The organism is Pseudomonas sp. 58 R 12 (assembly GCF_900005865.1).
Classification (GTDB): domain Bacteria; phylum Pseudomonadota; class Gammaproteobacteria; order Pseudomonadales; family Pseudomonadaceae; genus Aquipseudomonas; species Aquipseudomonas tritici.
This window is the reverse complement of record NZ_CVTP01000013.1, coordinates 153857-169669: the sequence shown is the minus strand read 5'-3', so window position 1 is coordinate 169669 and position 15813 is coordinate 153857. Positions and strand designations below refer to the sequence as shown.

The following is a 15813-nucleotide window of genomic DNA, read 5'->3' as shown; positions in this document are numbered from 1 at the left end:
CGTGTCGATTCATGTCGCGTTGCACCACGTTACGCATTACCGCTACGACCGCGCGGTCGAACTCGGCCCGCAGATTGTGCGTCTACGCCCGGCGGCCCACAGCCGCACGCGGATCTTGTCCTACGCGCTGAAAGTGCTGCCCGAGCAGCATTTCATCAACTGGCAGCAAGACCCCCAGGGCAATTACCTGGCGCGGCTGGTGTTTCCGGAAAAGACCAATGAGCTGCGCATCGAGGTCGACCTGGTCGCCGAGATGGCGGTGTTCAACCCGTTCGACTTTTTCCTTGAGCCCTACGCCGAAAAAATCCCCTTCAGCTACGCCGCCGATGAGCAGCGCGAGCTGGCGCCGTACCTGGAAACCTTGCCGCTGACGCCAAGGTTTGCCGCTTACCTGGCCGGCATCGACCGCACGCCGCTGCCTGCCGTGGATTTTCTGGTCGCCCTCAACCAGCGCCTGGCCGCCGATATCGGTTACCTGATCCGCATGGAGCCGGGCGTTCAGACCCCGGAGTTCACCCTGGAGAACGCCTCTGGCTCCTGTCGCGATTCGGCCTGGCTGCTGGTGCAACTACTGCGCAACCTCGGCTTGGCGGCGCGGTTTGTGTCCGGTTATTTGATCCAGCTGACTGCTGACGTCAAAGCGCTCGATGGCCCGTCCGGTACCGAAGTGGACTTCACCGACCTGCACGCCTGGTGCGAAGTGTATCTGCCCGGCGCTGGCTGGATCGGCCTGGATGCCACTTCCGGGCTGTTTGCTGGTGAAGGCCACATACCGTTGGCCTGTAGTCCCGATCCATCTTCAGCGGCGCCGATCAGTGGGTTGGTGGAACCGTGTGAGTGCGAATTCACCCACGAGATGTCGGTGGAGCGGATTTGGGAGGCGCCGCGCGTCACCAAGCCCTACACCGAAGAACAATGGCTGGCGATCCAGGCCCTGGGCCGGCAGATCGATGGCGACCTGCTCAAGGACGATGTACGCCTGACCATGGGCGGCGAGCCGACCTTCGTCTCCATCGACGACCCCGACGGCGCCGAGTGGAACACCGCCGCGCTCGGGCCGGACAAGCGTCGCCTGTCCGCCGAGCTGTTTCAGCGTATGCGCAAACACTACGCGCCCAAGGGCCTGGTGCACTTCGGGCAGGGTAAGTGGTACCCCGGCGAACAACTGCCGCGTTGGTCGCTCAATTGCTACTGGCGCCGTGACGGTGTGCCGATCTGGCACAACAGCGCGCTGATTGCCGATGAGCAGGAGGATTACGGCGCGGACGGCGTCATGGCTGGGCGCTTCCTGGCCAGTGTCGCCGAGCGTCTGAAGCTGCCGGCGCGTTTTGTGTTCCCGGCCTTCGAAGACAATTTCTACTACCTGTGGCGCGAAGGCGCGCTGCCGCAAAACGTCACCGCCCAGGACCCGCGCCTGAGCGACGACCTGGAGCGCGAACGCCTGCGCAAAGTGTTCAGCCAGGGCCTGGATAAAGTCATCGGCCAAGTGCTGCCGCTGGCGCGTACGGCAGCGAATGACCGCTGGCAGAGTGGTCGTTGGTACCTGCGCGATAACCATTGCCGCCTGGTGCCAGGGGATTCGCCGCTGGGCTACCGCCTGCCGTTGGCCTCGCAACCTTGGGTCACGGCGGCGGAATATCCGTTTGTGCATCCCACTGATCCCAACCAGGATCAGCCGGAACTGCCGACCACCACCCAGCTGCAAAGCCATGGTGAACCCGCGCCCAGCGACGAGCGTGTGCCAAAGGTCGACGAGTCTGCGGACTGGCTGACGCGCACGGCGCTCTGTGCCGAGGCACGGGAAGGTCGGCTGTATCTGTTTATGCCGCCGCTTGAGCGCGTCGAAGACTATCTGGAACTGGTGGCTGCCATCGAAGCTACCGCCGAAGAACTGCATTGCCCGGTATTGCTGGAAGGCTACGAGCCGCCGGCTGATACACGCCTGAGCAACTTCCGCGTCACGCCGGACCCAGGTGTGATTGAGGTCAACGTGCAGCCATCCGCCACCTGGGATGAGCTGGTGGAACGCACCGAATTCCTCTACGAAGAGGCGCGGCAAACCCGGCTCACCACCGAGAAATTCATGATCGACGGGCGCCACACCGGCACCGGTGGGGGTAACCACTTTGTGCTCGGTGGCGCCACGCCCAAGGACTCACCCTTCCTGCGCCGGCCCGACCTGCTGCGCAGTCTGATCAGCTATTGGCATAACCATCCCTCCTTGTCCTACCTGTTTTCCGGGCTGTTTATAGGCCCGACCTCCCAGGCGCCACGGGTGGACGAGGCGCGCAACGACGCGCTGTACGAACTGGAAATCGCTTTCGCGCAAATGCCGGAGCCCGGCGAAGAGTGCCCGCCCTGGTTGGTGGACCGCCTGCTGCGCAACCTGCTGATCGATGTGACGGGCAACACCCACCGCGCCGAATTCTGCATCGACAAACTCTACTCGCCGGATGGCGCCACCGGCCGCCTGGGCCTGCTGGAATTGCGTGCATTTGAGATGCCGCCCCATGCGCGCATGAGCCTGACCCAACAATTGCTGCTGCGCGCCTTGGTCGCACGTTTCTGGCGCGAACCCTATGCACCGCCGAAACTGGCGCGCTGGGGCACCGAGCTGCACGACCGTTTCCTGTTGCCGCATTTCATCGAGCAAGACTTTGCCGACGTGATCGTCGAACTCAACGCCGCCGGTTACCCGCTACGCGCCGAATGGTTTGCCGCGCATCTGGGGTTCCGTTTCCCCAAAGTCGGCGACTATGCCGTCAGCGGTATCGAACTGGAGCTGCGCCAGGCCCTGGAACCCTGGCATGTGCTGGGCGAGGAGGGCGCCGTGGGCGGCACGGTGCGTTATGTCGATTCGTCCCTTGAGCGCCTTCAGGTGAAAGTGACCGGGCTGCCGCCGCAACGCTACCTGCTGACCTGCAACGGCATTCCGGTGCCCTTGCAACCCACCGGGCGAGTCGGCGAGTTTGTGGCCGGCGTGCGTTATCGCGCCTGGCAGCCGGCCAACTGCCTGCAACCGACCATCGCGGTGCATGCGCCGTTGGTGTTCGATTTGCTGGATACCTGGATGCAACGCTCGCTGGGCGGCTGCCAGTACCATGTCGCCCATCCGGGCGGGCGCAATTACGACAGCTTGCCAGTGAATGCCAATGAAGCGGAAAGCCGGCGCATGGCGAGGTTTTTCCGGTTGGGGCATAGCCCTGGGACGCTTCCGGTGCCGGCAGTCGTCATCAACGATGAGTTGCCGATGACCTTGGACTTGCGGCGTTTCCCCAATAAAAATGACTAAACGCCGGTCCAGAATGTGGGAGCTGGCTTGCCTGCGATAGCGATTTATCAGTCACCAACACTGTCGACTGAACCACCGCCATCGCAGGCAAGCCAGCTCCCACATTAGATCGTAGTGAATTTGAATTAAACTGTGGCCCCCTTGCCTCTGCCGAGCGTTCCATGTCCGATTTGCTCGACCGTTACCCGCTGACCGCGGGCACCTATCACGAACTGCTGGACGACGGCGGCGCGGTGCGTGCGCATTGGCAGCGCCTGCTCGACCACCTGCAACGCAGCACACCCGCGCAACTGGCCCAACGCCAGGCGCTGCTGACCCGGCAGATCCAGGAAAACGGCGTGACCTATAATGTCTACGCCGACCCCAAGGGCGCCGACCGCCCATGGGAGCTTGACCTGTTGCCCCACGTGCTCGCAGCCGATGAGTGGCAGCACCTGTCGGCCGGTATTGCCCAGCGTGCACGGCTGCTCAATGCCGTGCTGGCCGACCTTTATGGCCCGCAGCGCCTAATCAAGGAAGGCTTGCTGCCGGCCGAGCTGGTGTTTGGGCACAACAACTTCCTGTGGCCGTGCCAAGGCATCCAACCGCCGGACGGCGCGTTTCTGCACCTGTACGCCGTGGACCTGGCGCGCACCCCGGATGGCCGCTGGTGGGTCACCGCCGACCGCACACAGGCGCCGTCGGGTGCTGGCTACGCGCTGGAGAACCGCACCATCGTGTCCCGCGCGTTCCCGGACCTGTACCGCGATCTGCAAGTGCAGCACCTCACGGGGTTCTTCCGTACGCTCCAGGAAACCTTGGTCCGACAGGCGCCGGGGGATGATCAACAGCCTCTGATCGTTCTGCTCACGCCGGGCCGATTCAACGAAAGTTACTTTGAACACCTCTACCTTGCCCGCCAACTCGGCTACCCGCTGGTGGAAGGCGGCGACCTCACCGTGCGTGACAGCACGGTGTTCCTGAAAACCCTCAGCGGCCTGCGCCGGGTGCACGCAATCATGCGTCGTCTCGACGACGACTTCTGCGACCCGCTGGAGCTGCGCACCGATTCAGCCCTTGGCGTCCCCGGTCTGCTCGATGCGGTGCGCCAAGGCAATGTGTTGGTGGCCAATGCGTTGGGCAGCGGTGTGCTGGAGTCGCCCGGTTTGCTCGGCTTCCTGCCGAAGATCAACGAATTTCTGTTCGGTGAAGCACTGATCCTGCCGTCCATTGCCACGTGGTGGTGCGGTGAAGCGCCGGTGCTGGCCGAGGCTCTGGAAAAGTTGCCGGAGCTGCTGATAAAACCGGCTTTCCCGTCGCAAAGTTTCGCGCCGGTATTCGGCCGTGACCTGAACGACGAAGAGCGCCAAGCCCTGGCCGAACGCATGCGCGCGCGGCCGTACGCCTACGTCGCCCAGGAACTGGCGCAATTGTCCCAGGCGCCGGTGTGGCACACCGTGGATGACCACCTGCAACATCGCGCCATCGGCATGCGTGTTTATGCCGTGGCCAGCGCCGACGGTTATCGCGTGCTTCCCGGCGGCCTGACCCGCGTGGCCGCCGAGGCCGATGCCGAAGTGGTGTCGATGCAACGCGGAGGCGCCAGCAAAGACACCTGGGTGCTCGGCGAACGCGCAGCCGGTAGCGAACACTGGCGTGCGCAACGCGCCATTGGTGCCCATGACCTGGTGCGCCGCGATCCGTATCTGCCGTCGCGGGTGGTGGAAAACCTGTTCTGGTTTGGTCGTTACTGCGAGCGCTGCGATGACAGCGCGCGCTGGTTGCGCGTTGTGCTGGCGCGGTATGTCGATGGCGATGACGCGTTGGCCTTGCAGGCGGCCGTCGAATTGGGCGAAAACCTGCGGCTGCTGCCGGAAGAGGGCGAATTGCCGGAGCGGCTGCTCGCAGCCTTGCTCGGTGATGACTGGCCCTCGAGCCTGCGCGCCAACCTGCAACGCTTGCAGTGGGCGGCGTCCCAGGTGCGCGGCAAGTTATCCCGGGAAAACTGGCAGGCGCTGGTAGAGCTGCAACGCGAAGCCCTGGAGCTGGAAAGCGAGGCGCCGGACTTTGGTGAATTGCTGGACTTCCTCAACCGCCTGGTGATGTCCCTGGCGGCGCTGTCCGGGTTTGCCCTGGACGACATGACCCGCGATGAAGGCTGGCGTTTTTTGATGATGGGCCGGCGCATCGAGCGTCTGCAATTTCTCAGCAGCAGCCTTGCCGCATTCTTGCGGGGCGTGGCGGTGTTCGATCAGGCCGGGCTGGAGTGGTTGCTGGAGCTGGGCAACAGCAGCATCACCTATCGCTCGCGCTACCTGGCGGTGCCGCAGTTGATCCCGGTGCTCGACCTGTTGCTGCTGGACGAGCAGAACCCGCATGCGGTGTTGTTCCAGCTCAAACTGGTCAGCCGTACCCTGCGACGTCTCAACGACGATTTCGGTGTACCCCGGGAAACAGGTCTCGCGCCGTTGGTGGAGCGCCTGTCGCGTTTCGACCTGGGCTGCCTGGAGAACCCCCTGTTTGGCGAATCCAGCGTGCGTGCCGCGTTGGATGGCCTGGCCGACCTGCTGCAAGCGGTGGCCGATGAAAGTGGCCAAGTGTCGGATCGCCTGGCCTTGCGCCACTTTGCCCATGTGGATGATGTCAGCCAACAAACGGTGTCGGTGTGATGAGTGCGCGCTACCAGATTTTCCACGATACCCATTATCACTACGACAGCCCGGTGTCCTTGGCCCAGCAGTTGGCGCATCTGTGGCCACGGCCGTGCGCCTGGCAGCGTTGCAGCTCGCAGCAGCTGGAGATCAGCCCGGAGCCGACGTCGCGCCGCGATGAACTGGATGTGTTCGGCAACCCGATCACCCGCCTTGCGTTCGAACGTCCCCATGATGAATTGCTGGTGAATGCCGGGCTGACCGTGGAAGTGCTGGCGCGACCGGTGCTGGATTTCCAACAATCGCCGGCCTGGGACCAGACCCGCGACAGCCTGACCTACAGCTGCCATCCCATGTCCCTTGAGTTGATCGAAGCCTGCCGCTATCGCTTCGAATCGCCCTACGTGCACTTGAAGCAAACGTTCGTGGAGTTCTCCGAAAGCTGTTTCCCGCCTGGTCAGCCGTTGCTGCTGGGCGTGCAGGCGCTGATGGAAAAGATCTTCAGCGAATTCACCTTCGATGCCGAGGCCACCCAGGTCGCGACGCCGTTGGTGGAAGTGCTGGAGCGCCGGCGCGGTGTGTGCCAGGACTTTGCTCACCTGATGTTGGCGTGCCTGCGCTCGCGGGGCCTGGCGGCGCGCTATATCAGTGGCTACCTGCTCACCCAGCCACCCCCCGGCCAGCCACGGCTGATCGGCGCCGATGCGTCCCACGCGTGGGTCTCGGTGTATTGCCCGGTATCAGGTTGGGTGGATTTTGATCCGACAAACAATGTGCAGCCGGCTCTGGAGCACATCACCCTGGCCTGGGGCCGGGATTTTTCCGATGTGTCGCCGTTGCGAGGGGTGATTCTGGGGGGAGGGAGCCATGACCCGGAGGTTCGGGTGACGGTGATGCCGCTGGAGTAGAGGTGGATTGTGCCGAGCCGGTCTGGCCGGCTCAGCACAAAGGAAATTATTCAGCCGGATCTTTCGGTGTTTCCGTTTCGTCTACTGCCACTGCACCTTCCGCATCCGGGTTCAGTGCGCCCGCTTCTTCGTCAGCAGCGGCTTTCTTGCGTTGCAGTTTTTCCTCTTTCTTCTGTTCCTTGGCCAAGTCTCTCTGACGTTTGGCGAAGGAGTAATTAGGTTTGGCCATGGGCGATCCTCTAAGGTCGAAGGTGAGGGTGGGCGGCGCGCAGCTGCCTTGGGTCGCTATGGTAGCAGCTTAGCAGCGCGCTTGGGCCTCACTTACCGCAGGCGTAGGCAGCCAGCAGGCCGTTGAACAGTTGGTTGAGGTGCATGGCGTAGGCTCCAAGGGGAATGAGCCGATCATAGGCAGGTGCCGGTACTTTGGCTGGTAGATTGTGTTGATAGGTCTGATAGCCTAAAGTTGTATACAATCTGTTGATTCAGATCATAAGAATTTCGGCCTGCTTGAGGCACCCTTGTCGCAATACGCTTTTTTAAACCCTGCCTTGGAGATTCACATGTTTGCCAAACTCGTTGCTGTTTCCCTGCTCACTCTGGCGAGCGGCCAGTTGCTTGCTGCAGAGTGCAAGGTCACCGTCGACTCCACTGACCAGATGTCCTTCAATACCAAAGCCATCGAAATTGACAAGAGCTGCAAGACCTTCACCGTCGAGCTGACTCACTCCGGCAACCTGCCGAAAAACGTCATGGGCCACAACTGGGTGCTGACCAGTGCCGCCAACATGCAGCCAGTTGCCACTGACGGCATGGCCGCCGGCATCGACAAAGACTACTTGAAGCCAGGTGACGATCGCATCATCGCCCACACCAAGATCATCGGTGCTGGCGAGAAAGACGCGGTAACCTTCGACGTGTCGAAGCTGGCCGCCGGTACTGATTACGCGTTCTTCTGCTCGTTCCCGGGCCACATCTCGATGATGAAAGGTACTGTGACCGTTAAGTAAGCCGACGCCGGTCGAAAAAAAAGCGCCCCGAAGGGCGCTTTTTTGTGGGCGGTCAGTTGAACCGAGTCATCGTTCATCGCAGTCAAGCCAGCTCCCACATTCAACCGCATTCTCATGCTGGAACCCGGTCAACTGTGGGAGCTGGCTTGCCTGCGATAGCGGTCTAACAGTCAACACAAGCCTATCTGGCTCACCTCACGGCGCAAACGGCATCACCCGCTTGTGCTCAGTCTTGCGATACGTCTCACAGATAATCCGGAACGCTTCCTCGCGCACCGGCTCGCCGTGCAGGAACGCATCGATCTCGGTGTAGGTCACGCCATGTGACGCTTCGTCCGGCTTGCCCGGCGAGAGGTCTTCCAGGTCCGCCGTCGGTACTTTCTCCACCAACGACTCAGGCGCACCAAAGTGCCGTGCAATCGCGCGCACCTGGTTCTTCACCAGCCCGCTCAATGGCGCCAGATCGCACGCGCCGTCACCAAACTTGGTGAAAAAGCCCATCACCGCTTCTGCCGCATGGTCGGTGCCAATCACCAGCCCACCGGCCGCGCCGGCGATGGTGTACTGCGCCACCATGCGCATGCGCGCCTTGGTGTTGCCCAGCACGAAATCGCGGGACACCGAAGCCTTGCCTTCAAACGCCGCCACTTCATTGGCCAGGGCTTTCACCGCCGGGCCGATGTTCACGGTGTGGCGCTCGTCCGGTTCGATAAAGTCCACCGAGGCCTGGGCGTCGATTTCGTCGAACTGGGTTTCGTAGGGCAGGCGCACGGCGATAAAACGGTAGGCGTCATCCCCGGTGCTGGCGCGCAGTTCCTGCATCGCGCGTTGGGCCAACAGGCCGGCGGTCAGGGAGTCGACGCCACCGCTGATGCCCAGCACCAACGCTTTGAGCCCGGAATTGCGCAGGCAGTCCTGGATAAAGGTCACGCGCCGGGCAACCTCGGCCTCGAGGGCTGCCGGGTCTTTGAACGGCGCTTGGACCTTGAGCTGTTCAGCAATCTCACGCTGTACGGCTTGCATGATTCACTCCTTGCTAGAGATGGCAGGTACTTTGAAAACATGACGCAAATAGGCGACGAAATTCGGGTCGGTGCAGTGGGTCTTGCCCGCTTCATCGGAAATCTTCGCGACGGGCTGGCCATTGCAGGCGGTCATTTTAAGCACGATGCTCATCGGCTCGACACCTGGAATGTCGCAGGTCAGGTTGGTGCCAATGCCAAAGCTCACATTGATCCGACCCCGCAGTGCGCGGAATATCTCCAGGGCCTTGGGCAATGACAGGCTGTCGGAGAACACCAGGGTCTTGCTCATCGGCTCGATACCCAGCTTATGATAATGGGCGATGGCTTTTTCCGCCCATTGCACCGGGTCGCCGGAGTCATGGCGCAGGCCGTCGAACAGCTTGGCGAAGTACAAATCGAAGTCGCCGAGGAACGCGTCGGTGGTGATGCAATCGGTCAGGGCAATGCCCAGCAGCCCACGGTACTCGCGGACCCAGCAATCGAGTGCGGCGATCTGGCTGTCGATCAGGCGCGGGCCGAGTTGCTGGTGGGCCATGATCCATTCGTGGGCCATGGTGCCGAGCGGTTTCATATCGAATTCGCGGGCCAGGTGCACGTTGCTGGTGCCGACAAAACGCCCTGGGAAATCATGCTTGAGCACGCTGACCACTTCTTCCTGCACGCGGTACGAGAAGCGCCGGCGCGTGCCGAAGTCGGCCACTTGCAGCTCCGACAACTCGTCGCTGCTGGCATTTGCCGTCAGCCAGTCGAACTTGCGGTACAGCTGCTCGCGCGCCTGTTCGAGGATCACAGTCTGATAGCGGTAGCGGTTACGCACTTCGCTGACGATGGCCAGCATTGGCACTTCAAACAGAATCACATGCAGCCAGGGCCCGCGCAGGCGGATAAACAACTCGCCGTTCTCGATGCCGGTCTGCACATAGCGCAGATTGAAGCGGAACAGCCCGAGAAAGCGCAGAAAGTCCGGCTTCATGAAGCTGATGCGTTCCAGGAAACCCAACTGGTCCGGGCTCAGGCTCAGCTCGGCGAGGCGTTCGATCTGGTAGCGGATCTCCGCCAGGTATGGGCGCAGGTCTTCGCTGTTTCGGCAACGAAACTCCCATTCAACTTCCACGTTGGGGTAGTTGTGCAGCACCGCCTGCATCATGGTCAGCTTGTAGAAGTCGGTGTCGAGCAGGTTCTGCACGATGCGATCGGCAAACACACTCTCGCTCATAACGGGAATCTCCAGACGGGTCGGCAATGGGCGCCGACCTTTACGCACAATTAGGGAAGAGGGCTAGTGGCGCATAGACCTGTGTTGTTTTGCCAGTGATTTTTTTGCCAAGGCCACCGGCGCTTTCGCGAGCAAGCCCGCTCCCACACTTGGAATGCATTTCAAACTGTGGGAGCGGGCTTGCTCGCGAAAGCGATATACCAGGCACTAAATAACCTGCTCCATCATCCACTTCACAAATTCGCGCACCTTGGGCACTTCCGCCGAATGCTCCGGATACGCCAGGAAATACGCATCCTGACTCGGCATTGCGTGCTGCCAAGGGATCACCAGCTTGCCATCCGCCAGTTCCTCTTCCACCAGAAAGCGCGGCAGCAAGGCCACGCCACAGCCGACCTGGGCCGCACGAATGCACATATAAAAGGTGTCAAAACGCGGTCCGTGATAGCTGTGCTCGGTGTGGAAGCCCTGGCTGGCAAACCAGTCATGCCACCCCTGGGGCCGTGAGGCGTTTTGCAGCAGGACCAGGTCGCTGAGTTGCGTGGGATCGGTGAACGGCTGCGCGGGCAGGCTTTCGGGGGCGCACACCGGCACCAGCTCTTCGCTGAACAATTTCAGACTCTCGGTGCCGGGGCGTGAGCCCTGGCCAAAGTAGAAGGCCATGTCGGCCTTGCCTTGCAGCAGCTCGTCCGGCTCCTGCTCGTTGCACAGGTCCAGGTGGATCTGCGGATGACGCAGGCGCCAGCCCTTGAGGCGCGGTACCAGCCAGCGCGCGCCAAAGGTGTAGGGCGTAGACACCCGCAACACTTCGGTCTCGCCGCCGTAGGAACGCAGGTAGTGGGTGGACATCTCCACCTGCGTGAGGATCTTGCGCACCTCCACCAGGTACAGGTCGCCCGCTGGCGTCATCTGCAAGCGGCGGCGCACCCGGCGAAACAGCAGGTGTTGCAACAACTCTTCCAACTGCGCCACCTGCTTGCTCACCGCGCTCTGCGTGAGGTTCAGTTCCTCGGCGGCGCGGGTGAAACTCAGGTGGCGGGTGGCGGCTTCGAAACACTGCAAGGCAGTGATCGAGGGCAAATGTCTTTTATTGAGCACGGCACGCCTCTTTTTATTCTTTGCATGAATAAACGGAATGATATCTCGCCTAATCGTCGTTTGTTGGCAAGTCTTCGGCCAGCTACAAATAAGCTCTGGATCGCCGTGTCTGTCGGCGGCGCAATTTTCTGTTTGCAGATTGAAGGAGTAACCCATGGTTGCCGCATTGCTTGATCGTCTCGGGGTAAACCCGGCGCTGTACCAGTCGGGGAAACAACCCGTGCATTCGCCGATCGATGGCAGCCGTATCGGCAGCGTGAACTGGGAAGGTGCCGCCGAGGTGGAGCAACAGGTCAGTCGCGCCGAGCATGCATTCGAGGCCTGGCGCAACGTGCCGGCACCACGCCGCGGCGAACTGGTGCGTCAGTTCGGTGATGTGTTGCGCGAGTACAAGGCCGACCTCGGCGAGCTGGTGTCCTGGGAAGCCGGCAAGATCACCCAGGAAGGCCTGGGTGAAGTGCAGGAAATGATCGACATCTGCGACTTCGCCGTCGGCCTGTCGCGCCAGCTGTACGGTTTGACCATCGCCTCCGAACGCCCGGGCCACCATATGCGTGAAACCTGGCACCCGCTGGGCGTGGTCGGCGTGATCAGCGCCTTCAACTTCCCGGTCGCCGTGTGGGCGTGGAACACCACCCTGGCGCTGGTGTGCGGCAACGCGGTGATCTGGAAACCCTCGGAAAAGACCCCGCTTACCGCGCTGGCTTGCCAGGCGCTGTTCGAGCGTGTGTTGAAGAAATTCGACGGCGCGCCCGAGTACCTCAGCCAAGTGATCATCGGCGGCCGCGACGCCGGCGCCGCGCTGGTGGATGACCCGCGCGTCGGGTTGATCAGCGCCACCGGCAGCACCCGCATGGGCCGCGAAGTGGCACCGAAAGTCGCCGCACGGTTTGCCCGCAGCATCCTGGAGCTGGGCGGCAACAACGCAATGATCCTCGGCCCAAGCGCCGACCTGGACATGGCCGTGCGCGCCATCCTGTTCAGCGCGGTCGGCACGGCCGGCCAGCGTTGCACCACCCTACGCCGGCTGATCGCCCACGAGTCGGTGAAGGAGGAAATCGTCACCCGCCTCAAGGCCGCCTATTCCAAGGTGCGCATCGGCCACCCGCTGGAAGGCAACCTGATCGGCCCACTGATCGACAAACACGGCTTCGAGAACATGCAGGACGCCCTGGAGCAAGCCTTGAGCGAAGGCGGCAAGGTGTTCGGCGGCAAGCGCCAACTGCAAGACACATTCCCTAACGCCTACTACGTGTCGCCGGCCATCGTGGAAATGCCCGAGCAAAGCGACGTGGTGTGCACTGAAACGTTCGCGCCGATTCTTTACGTGATTGGCTACACCGATTTCGCTGAAGCCCTGCGTCTGAACAACGCCGTGCCTCAAGGTTTGTCGTCATGCATCTTCACTACCGATGTGCGCGAAGCCGAGCAGTTCATGTCGGCCGTGGGCAGTGACTGCGGCATCGCCAACGTCAACATCGGCCCGAGCGGCGCGGAAATCGGCGGCGCGTTTGGCGGTGAGAAAGAAACGGGCGGTGGGCGTGAATCGGGTTCGGATGCGTGGCGCGGGTATATGCGTCGGCAGACCAATACGGTGAACTACTCGTTGGAACTGCCATTGGCCCAGGGTATTACCTTCGACTGATCTCTCAGTCGGAGTGAGGTCAGAATGTGGGAGCTGGCTTGCCTGCGATAGCATCACTTCGGTCTAGCTGATACACCGAGGTGCCTGCATCGCAGGCAAGCCAGCTCCCACCGTTGATTGGGTTTACAACCCTGAAACTGTTGTTTGTTAGGTCTCATCGGAGTCTGGCAATGGCACTGCGCGAAACATGTTTGTGGGAACACCTCACCCCTGGCCGGCCAAACCGCGCCGCGCTCAAGGGCGACGTCAAGGTGGATGTGTGCGTGATCGGCGCCGGGATCACCGGGCTGTCGGCGGCCATCCACTTGCTGGAACAGGGTAAAAGCGTTGCCGTGCTGGAGGCCCATCGCACCGGCCACGGCGGTTCGGGGCGCAACGTCGGGCTGGTCAATGCCGGGATGTGGATCCCGCCGGATGATATCGAGGCCGGTTTCGGCGAGGCGGTGGGCAGCCAGCTCAACCGCATGCTGGGGGCGGCGCCGTCGCTGGTGTTCAGCCTGATCGACAAATACAACATCGATTGCCAATTGCGCCGCGAGGGCACGTTGCACATGGCGCACAACGCCCGTGGCGAAGCGGATTTGCGCAGTCGTGAAGAACAATGGAAACGCCGGGGCGCGCCGGTGGAATTGCTCACCGGCCAAGCCTGCGAGCAAGCCACTGGCACTAAGAAAATCGCTGCCGCCTTGCTGGATCGGCGCGCCGGCACCTTGAATCCAATGGCTTACACCAGTGGTTTGGCGAATGCGGCTGTCGGCCTTGGTGGGCAGTTGTTCGACCATTCCCCAGTCACCCAGCTCGAACGCCAAGGTGCGCACTGGTCGGTGCAGACTGCCCAGGGCTCAGTGCAGGCTGCACAGGTGGTCATCGCCTCAAATGCCTACACCGAAGGCGAATGGACCGAGCTGCGGCGCAATTTCTTCCCCGGTTACTACTACCAGGTCGCGTCGGCCCCGCTGACGGGGGACGCCGCCCAGCAAATCCTCCCCGGCGGCCAAGGTTCGTGGGATACGCGCCAGGTGCTGAGCAGCATTCGCCGCGATGCCGATGGCCGCCTGTTGCTCGGTAGCCTGGGCAACGGAAACCAGAAACCGGCTTGGTTCCTCGAGGCGTGGGCCGATCGGGTGCAGCAGCATTACTTCCCGTACCTCAAATCGGTGCAGTGGGAATACACCTGGACCGGCTGCATTGCCTTCACTCCGGACCACTTGATGCGCCTGTTCGAGCCCGCCCCCGGCCTGGTGGCAGTAACGGGCTATAACGGGCGCGGCGTGACCACCGGCAGCGTGGTCGGCAAGGCGTTCGCCGACTACGTGTGTCACCAGAATCCACAGGCCTTGCCGATTCCTTTCGCGCCTATGCAACCGCTGGCCGGGGTCGGTCTGCGCAGCTGTCTTTATGAAGCCGGTTTTTCGCTGTATCACGCGGGCCAATGCCTGAGGATCGTGATCTGATCAGCGAAATACCGCTCAAAAGCCGGCATTTTCTTAGCGGGCTACTAATCTGTATTGGTGCAAGTCGTAGCAGTCACGCACTGTAAATGTGCAGTTCCGTTACGCCGTTTGTTACAGCGGTAGGAACTGTCGTTTATGGGGTTGGTTGCAGGTGCGACCTGTCGAGGTTGTACTTTTTCGATCCATTGGTTGCACCTTCTGATGTTAGACGGTTGCACGTCCTTGCGATGGGCGCTGAAACGCCTGCAATAACAATGACACCGTGTCTTTTTGAAGAATAAAAACGTAGTGGCACGCGCCTTGCTCTGAGCTTTCAGTGAAAAGTTTGAACGCAAGTTGTCGTGCCAAAAATCAAAAATATCGGAGCACCACTCATGTCCCAGACGTTTTACAAGAAAGGTTTCCTGGCCCTCGCCGTTGCAGCGGCGCTGGGTGTTTCTGCGTTTGTTCAAGCTGATGTGAAGATTGGCGTTGCGGGGCCGATGACTGGCGCCAACGCCTCATTCGGTGAGCAGTACATGAAGGGTGCCCAAGCGGCAGCCGATGCGATCAACAAGGCCGGCGGCATTAACGGTGAGCAGATCAAGCTGGTCGCCGGCGACGATGCCTGCGAACCCAAGCAGGCCGTAGCCGTGGCCAACCGGCTGGTCGACCAGGACAAAGTGATCGGCGTGGTCGGGCACTTCTGCTCGTCGAACACCATCCCGGCGTCCGAGGTGTATAACGACGCGGGCGTGATCGCCATCACCCCAGGTTCCACCAACCCACAAGTGACCGAGCGCGGCATGAGCGCAATGTTCCGTATGTGCGGGCGTGACGACCAGCAGGGCATCGTGGCCGGCGACTATATCGTCGACGTGCTCAAGGGCAAGAAAATTGCCGTGATCAACGACAAAGACACCTACGGCAAAGGCCTGGCTGACGCCACTGCTGCCCAGTTGACCAAGCGCGGCGTCAAGCCGGTGCTGGAAGAAGGCCTGACCCGTGGCGAGAAAGACTTCAGTGCTCTGGTCACCAAAATCCGCTCTACCGGCGCTGACGTCGTGTACTTCGGCGGCCTGCACCCGGAAGCCGGTCCTTTGGTTCGCCAACTGCGTGAAGCCGGCCTGAAAGATGTGAAGTTCATGTCCGATGACGGCGTAGTGACCGACGAATTGGTCACCACCGCAGGCGGCAAGCAATACGTGGACGGCGTCTACATGACCTTTGGCGCCGACCCGCGCCTGTTGCCCGAAAGCAAGGCCGTGGTGGAAGAGTTCCGCAAAGCCGGCTACGAGCCTGAAGGCTACACCTTGTACGCCTACGCCTCGCTCCAGGCCCTGGCCGCCGGCTTCAACGGTGCCAAGTCCGACAAAGGCGAAGACGCCGCCAAGTGGCTCAAGGCCAACCCTGTGAAAACCGTGATGGGCGAGAAGACCTGGGACGCCAAGGGCGACCTGAAAGTCTCCGACTATGTGGTTTACCAGTGGGACAAGGAAGGCAAATACCACCAGTTGGAAAAACAGAAATAAGCGTAAACACGATCACTCCGGCAACAC

General features: G+C 61.6%; 11 protein-coding genes. 7 read left to right on the top strand and 4 right to left on the bottom strand.

The window, feature by feature from the left end; all coding sequences use genetic code 11:
* Position 1 precedes the first annotated feature (1 nt).
* The 3 genes from BFP95_RS07085 (at position 2) to BFP95_RS07075 (ending at position 6830) form a co-directional block, all read left to right on the top strand.
* A complete protein-coding gene (locus tag BFP95_RS07085) occupies positions 2-3292 on the top strand; it encodes a transglutaminase family protein (protein WP_065874349.1) in 3291 nt (1096 codons plus the stop codon).
* 161 nt (positions 3293-3453) lie between these two features.
* Positions 3454-5940, top strand: coding sequence for a circularly permuted type 2 ATP-grasp protein (locus BFP95_RS07080; protein WP_065874348.1), 2487 nt, complete (start codon positions 3454-3456; stop codon positions 5938-5940).
* Positions 5940-6830 (top strand): transglutaminase family protein, encoded by an 891-nt coding sequence (locus BFP95_RS07075; protein WP_065874347.1) that lies wholly within the window; start codon positions 5940-5942, stop codon positions 6828-6830. The genes BFP95_RS07080 and BFP95_RS07075 overlap by 1 nt, the downstream gene beginning before the upstream one ends.
* A 46-nt stretch (positions 6831-6876) precedes the next feature.
* Here the strand turns inward: BFP95_RS07075 and BFP95_RS07070 are convergent, their stop codons facing one another.
* Entirely contained in the window at positions 6877-7059 is a 183-nt protein-coding gene (locus BFP95_RS07070) for a hypothetical protein (protein WP_065909673.1), read from the bottom strand.
* Positions 7060-7390: 331 nt separating this feature from the next.
* On the opposite strand from BFP95_RS07070, the gene azu reads away from it, so the two are divergent.
* The gene (azu, locus tag BFP95_RS07065) at positions 7391-7837 is read left to right on the top strand and encodes an azurin (protein WP_065874345.1); all 447 of its coding nucleotides are present in this window, start codon (positions 7391-7393) and stop codon (positions 7835-7837) included.
* 195 nt (positions 7838-8032) lie between these two features.
* Here the strand turns inward: azu and nadE are convergent, their stop codons facing one another.
* The 3 genes from nadE to BFP95_RS07050 all read right to left on the bottom strand — a co-directional run bounded on the left by nadE (position 8033) and on the right by BFP95_RS07050 (position 11176).
* Complete coding sequence (nadE, locus tag BFP95_RS07060; protein WP_065874344.1) at positions 8033-8860, bottom strand: ammonia-dependent NAD(+) synthetase; 828 nt, start codon at positions 8858-8860, stop codon at positions 8033-8035.
* 3 nt (positions 8861-8863) lie between these two features.
* Positions 8864-10078, bottom strand: a complete 1215-nt coding sequence (gene pncB / locus BFP95_RS07055) for a nicotinate phosphoribosyltransferase (protein WP_012721934.1) — start codon at positions 10076-10078, stop codon at positions 8864-8866.
* Between the two features lie 207 nt (positions 10079-10285).
* Positions 10286-11176, bottom strand: coding sequence for a LysR family transcriptional regulator (locus BFP95_RS07050; protein ID WP_065874343.1), 891 nt, complete (start codon positions 11174-11176; stop codon positions 10286-10288).
* Positions 11177-11330: 154 nt separating this feature from the next.
* On the opposite strand from BFP95_RS07050, the gene BFP95_RS07045 reads away from it, so the two are divergent.
* From BFP95_RS07045 to BFP95_RS07035, 3 genes are all read left to right on the top strand, one after another.
* Complete coding sequence (locus BFP95_RS07045) at positions 11331-12821, top strand: L-piperidine-6-carboxylate dehydrogenase (protein ID WP_065874342.1); 1491 nt, start codon at positions 11331-11333, stop codon at positions 12819-12821.
* A 170-nt stretch (positions 12822-12991) separates the two neighbouring features.
* The gene (locus tag BFP95_RS07040) at positions 12992-14275 is read left to right on the top strand and encodes an L-pipecolate oxidase (protein ID WP_065909671.1); all 1284 of its coding nucleotides are present in this window, start codon (positions 12992-12994) and stop codon (positions 14273-14275) included.
* 374 nt (positions 14276-14649) lie between these two features.
* Positions 14650-15786, top strand: coding sequence for a branched-chain amino acid ABC transporter substrate-binding protein (locus BFP95_RS07035; RefSeq protein WP_065874340.1), 1137 nt, complete (start codon positions 14650-14652; stop codon positions 15784-15786).
* The last annotated feature ends 27 nt before the right edge of the window (positions 15787-15813 follow it).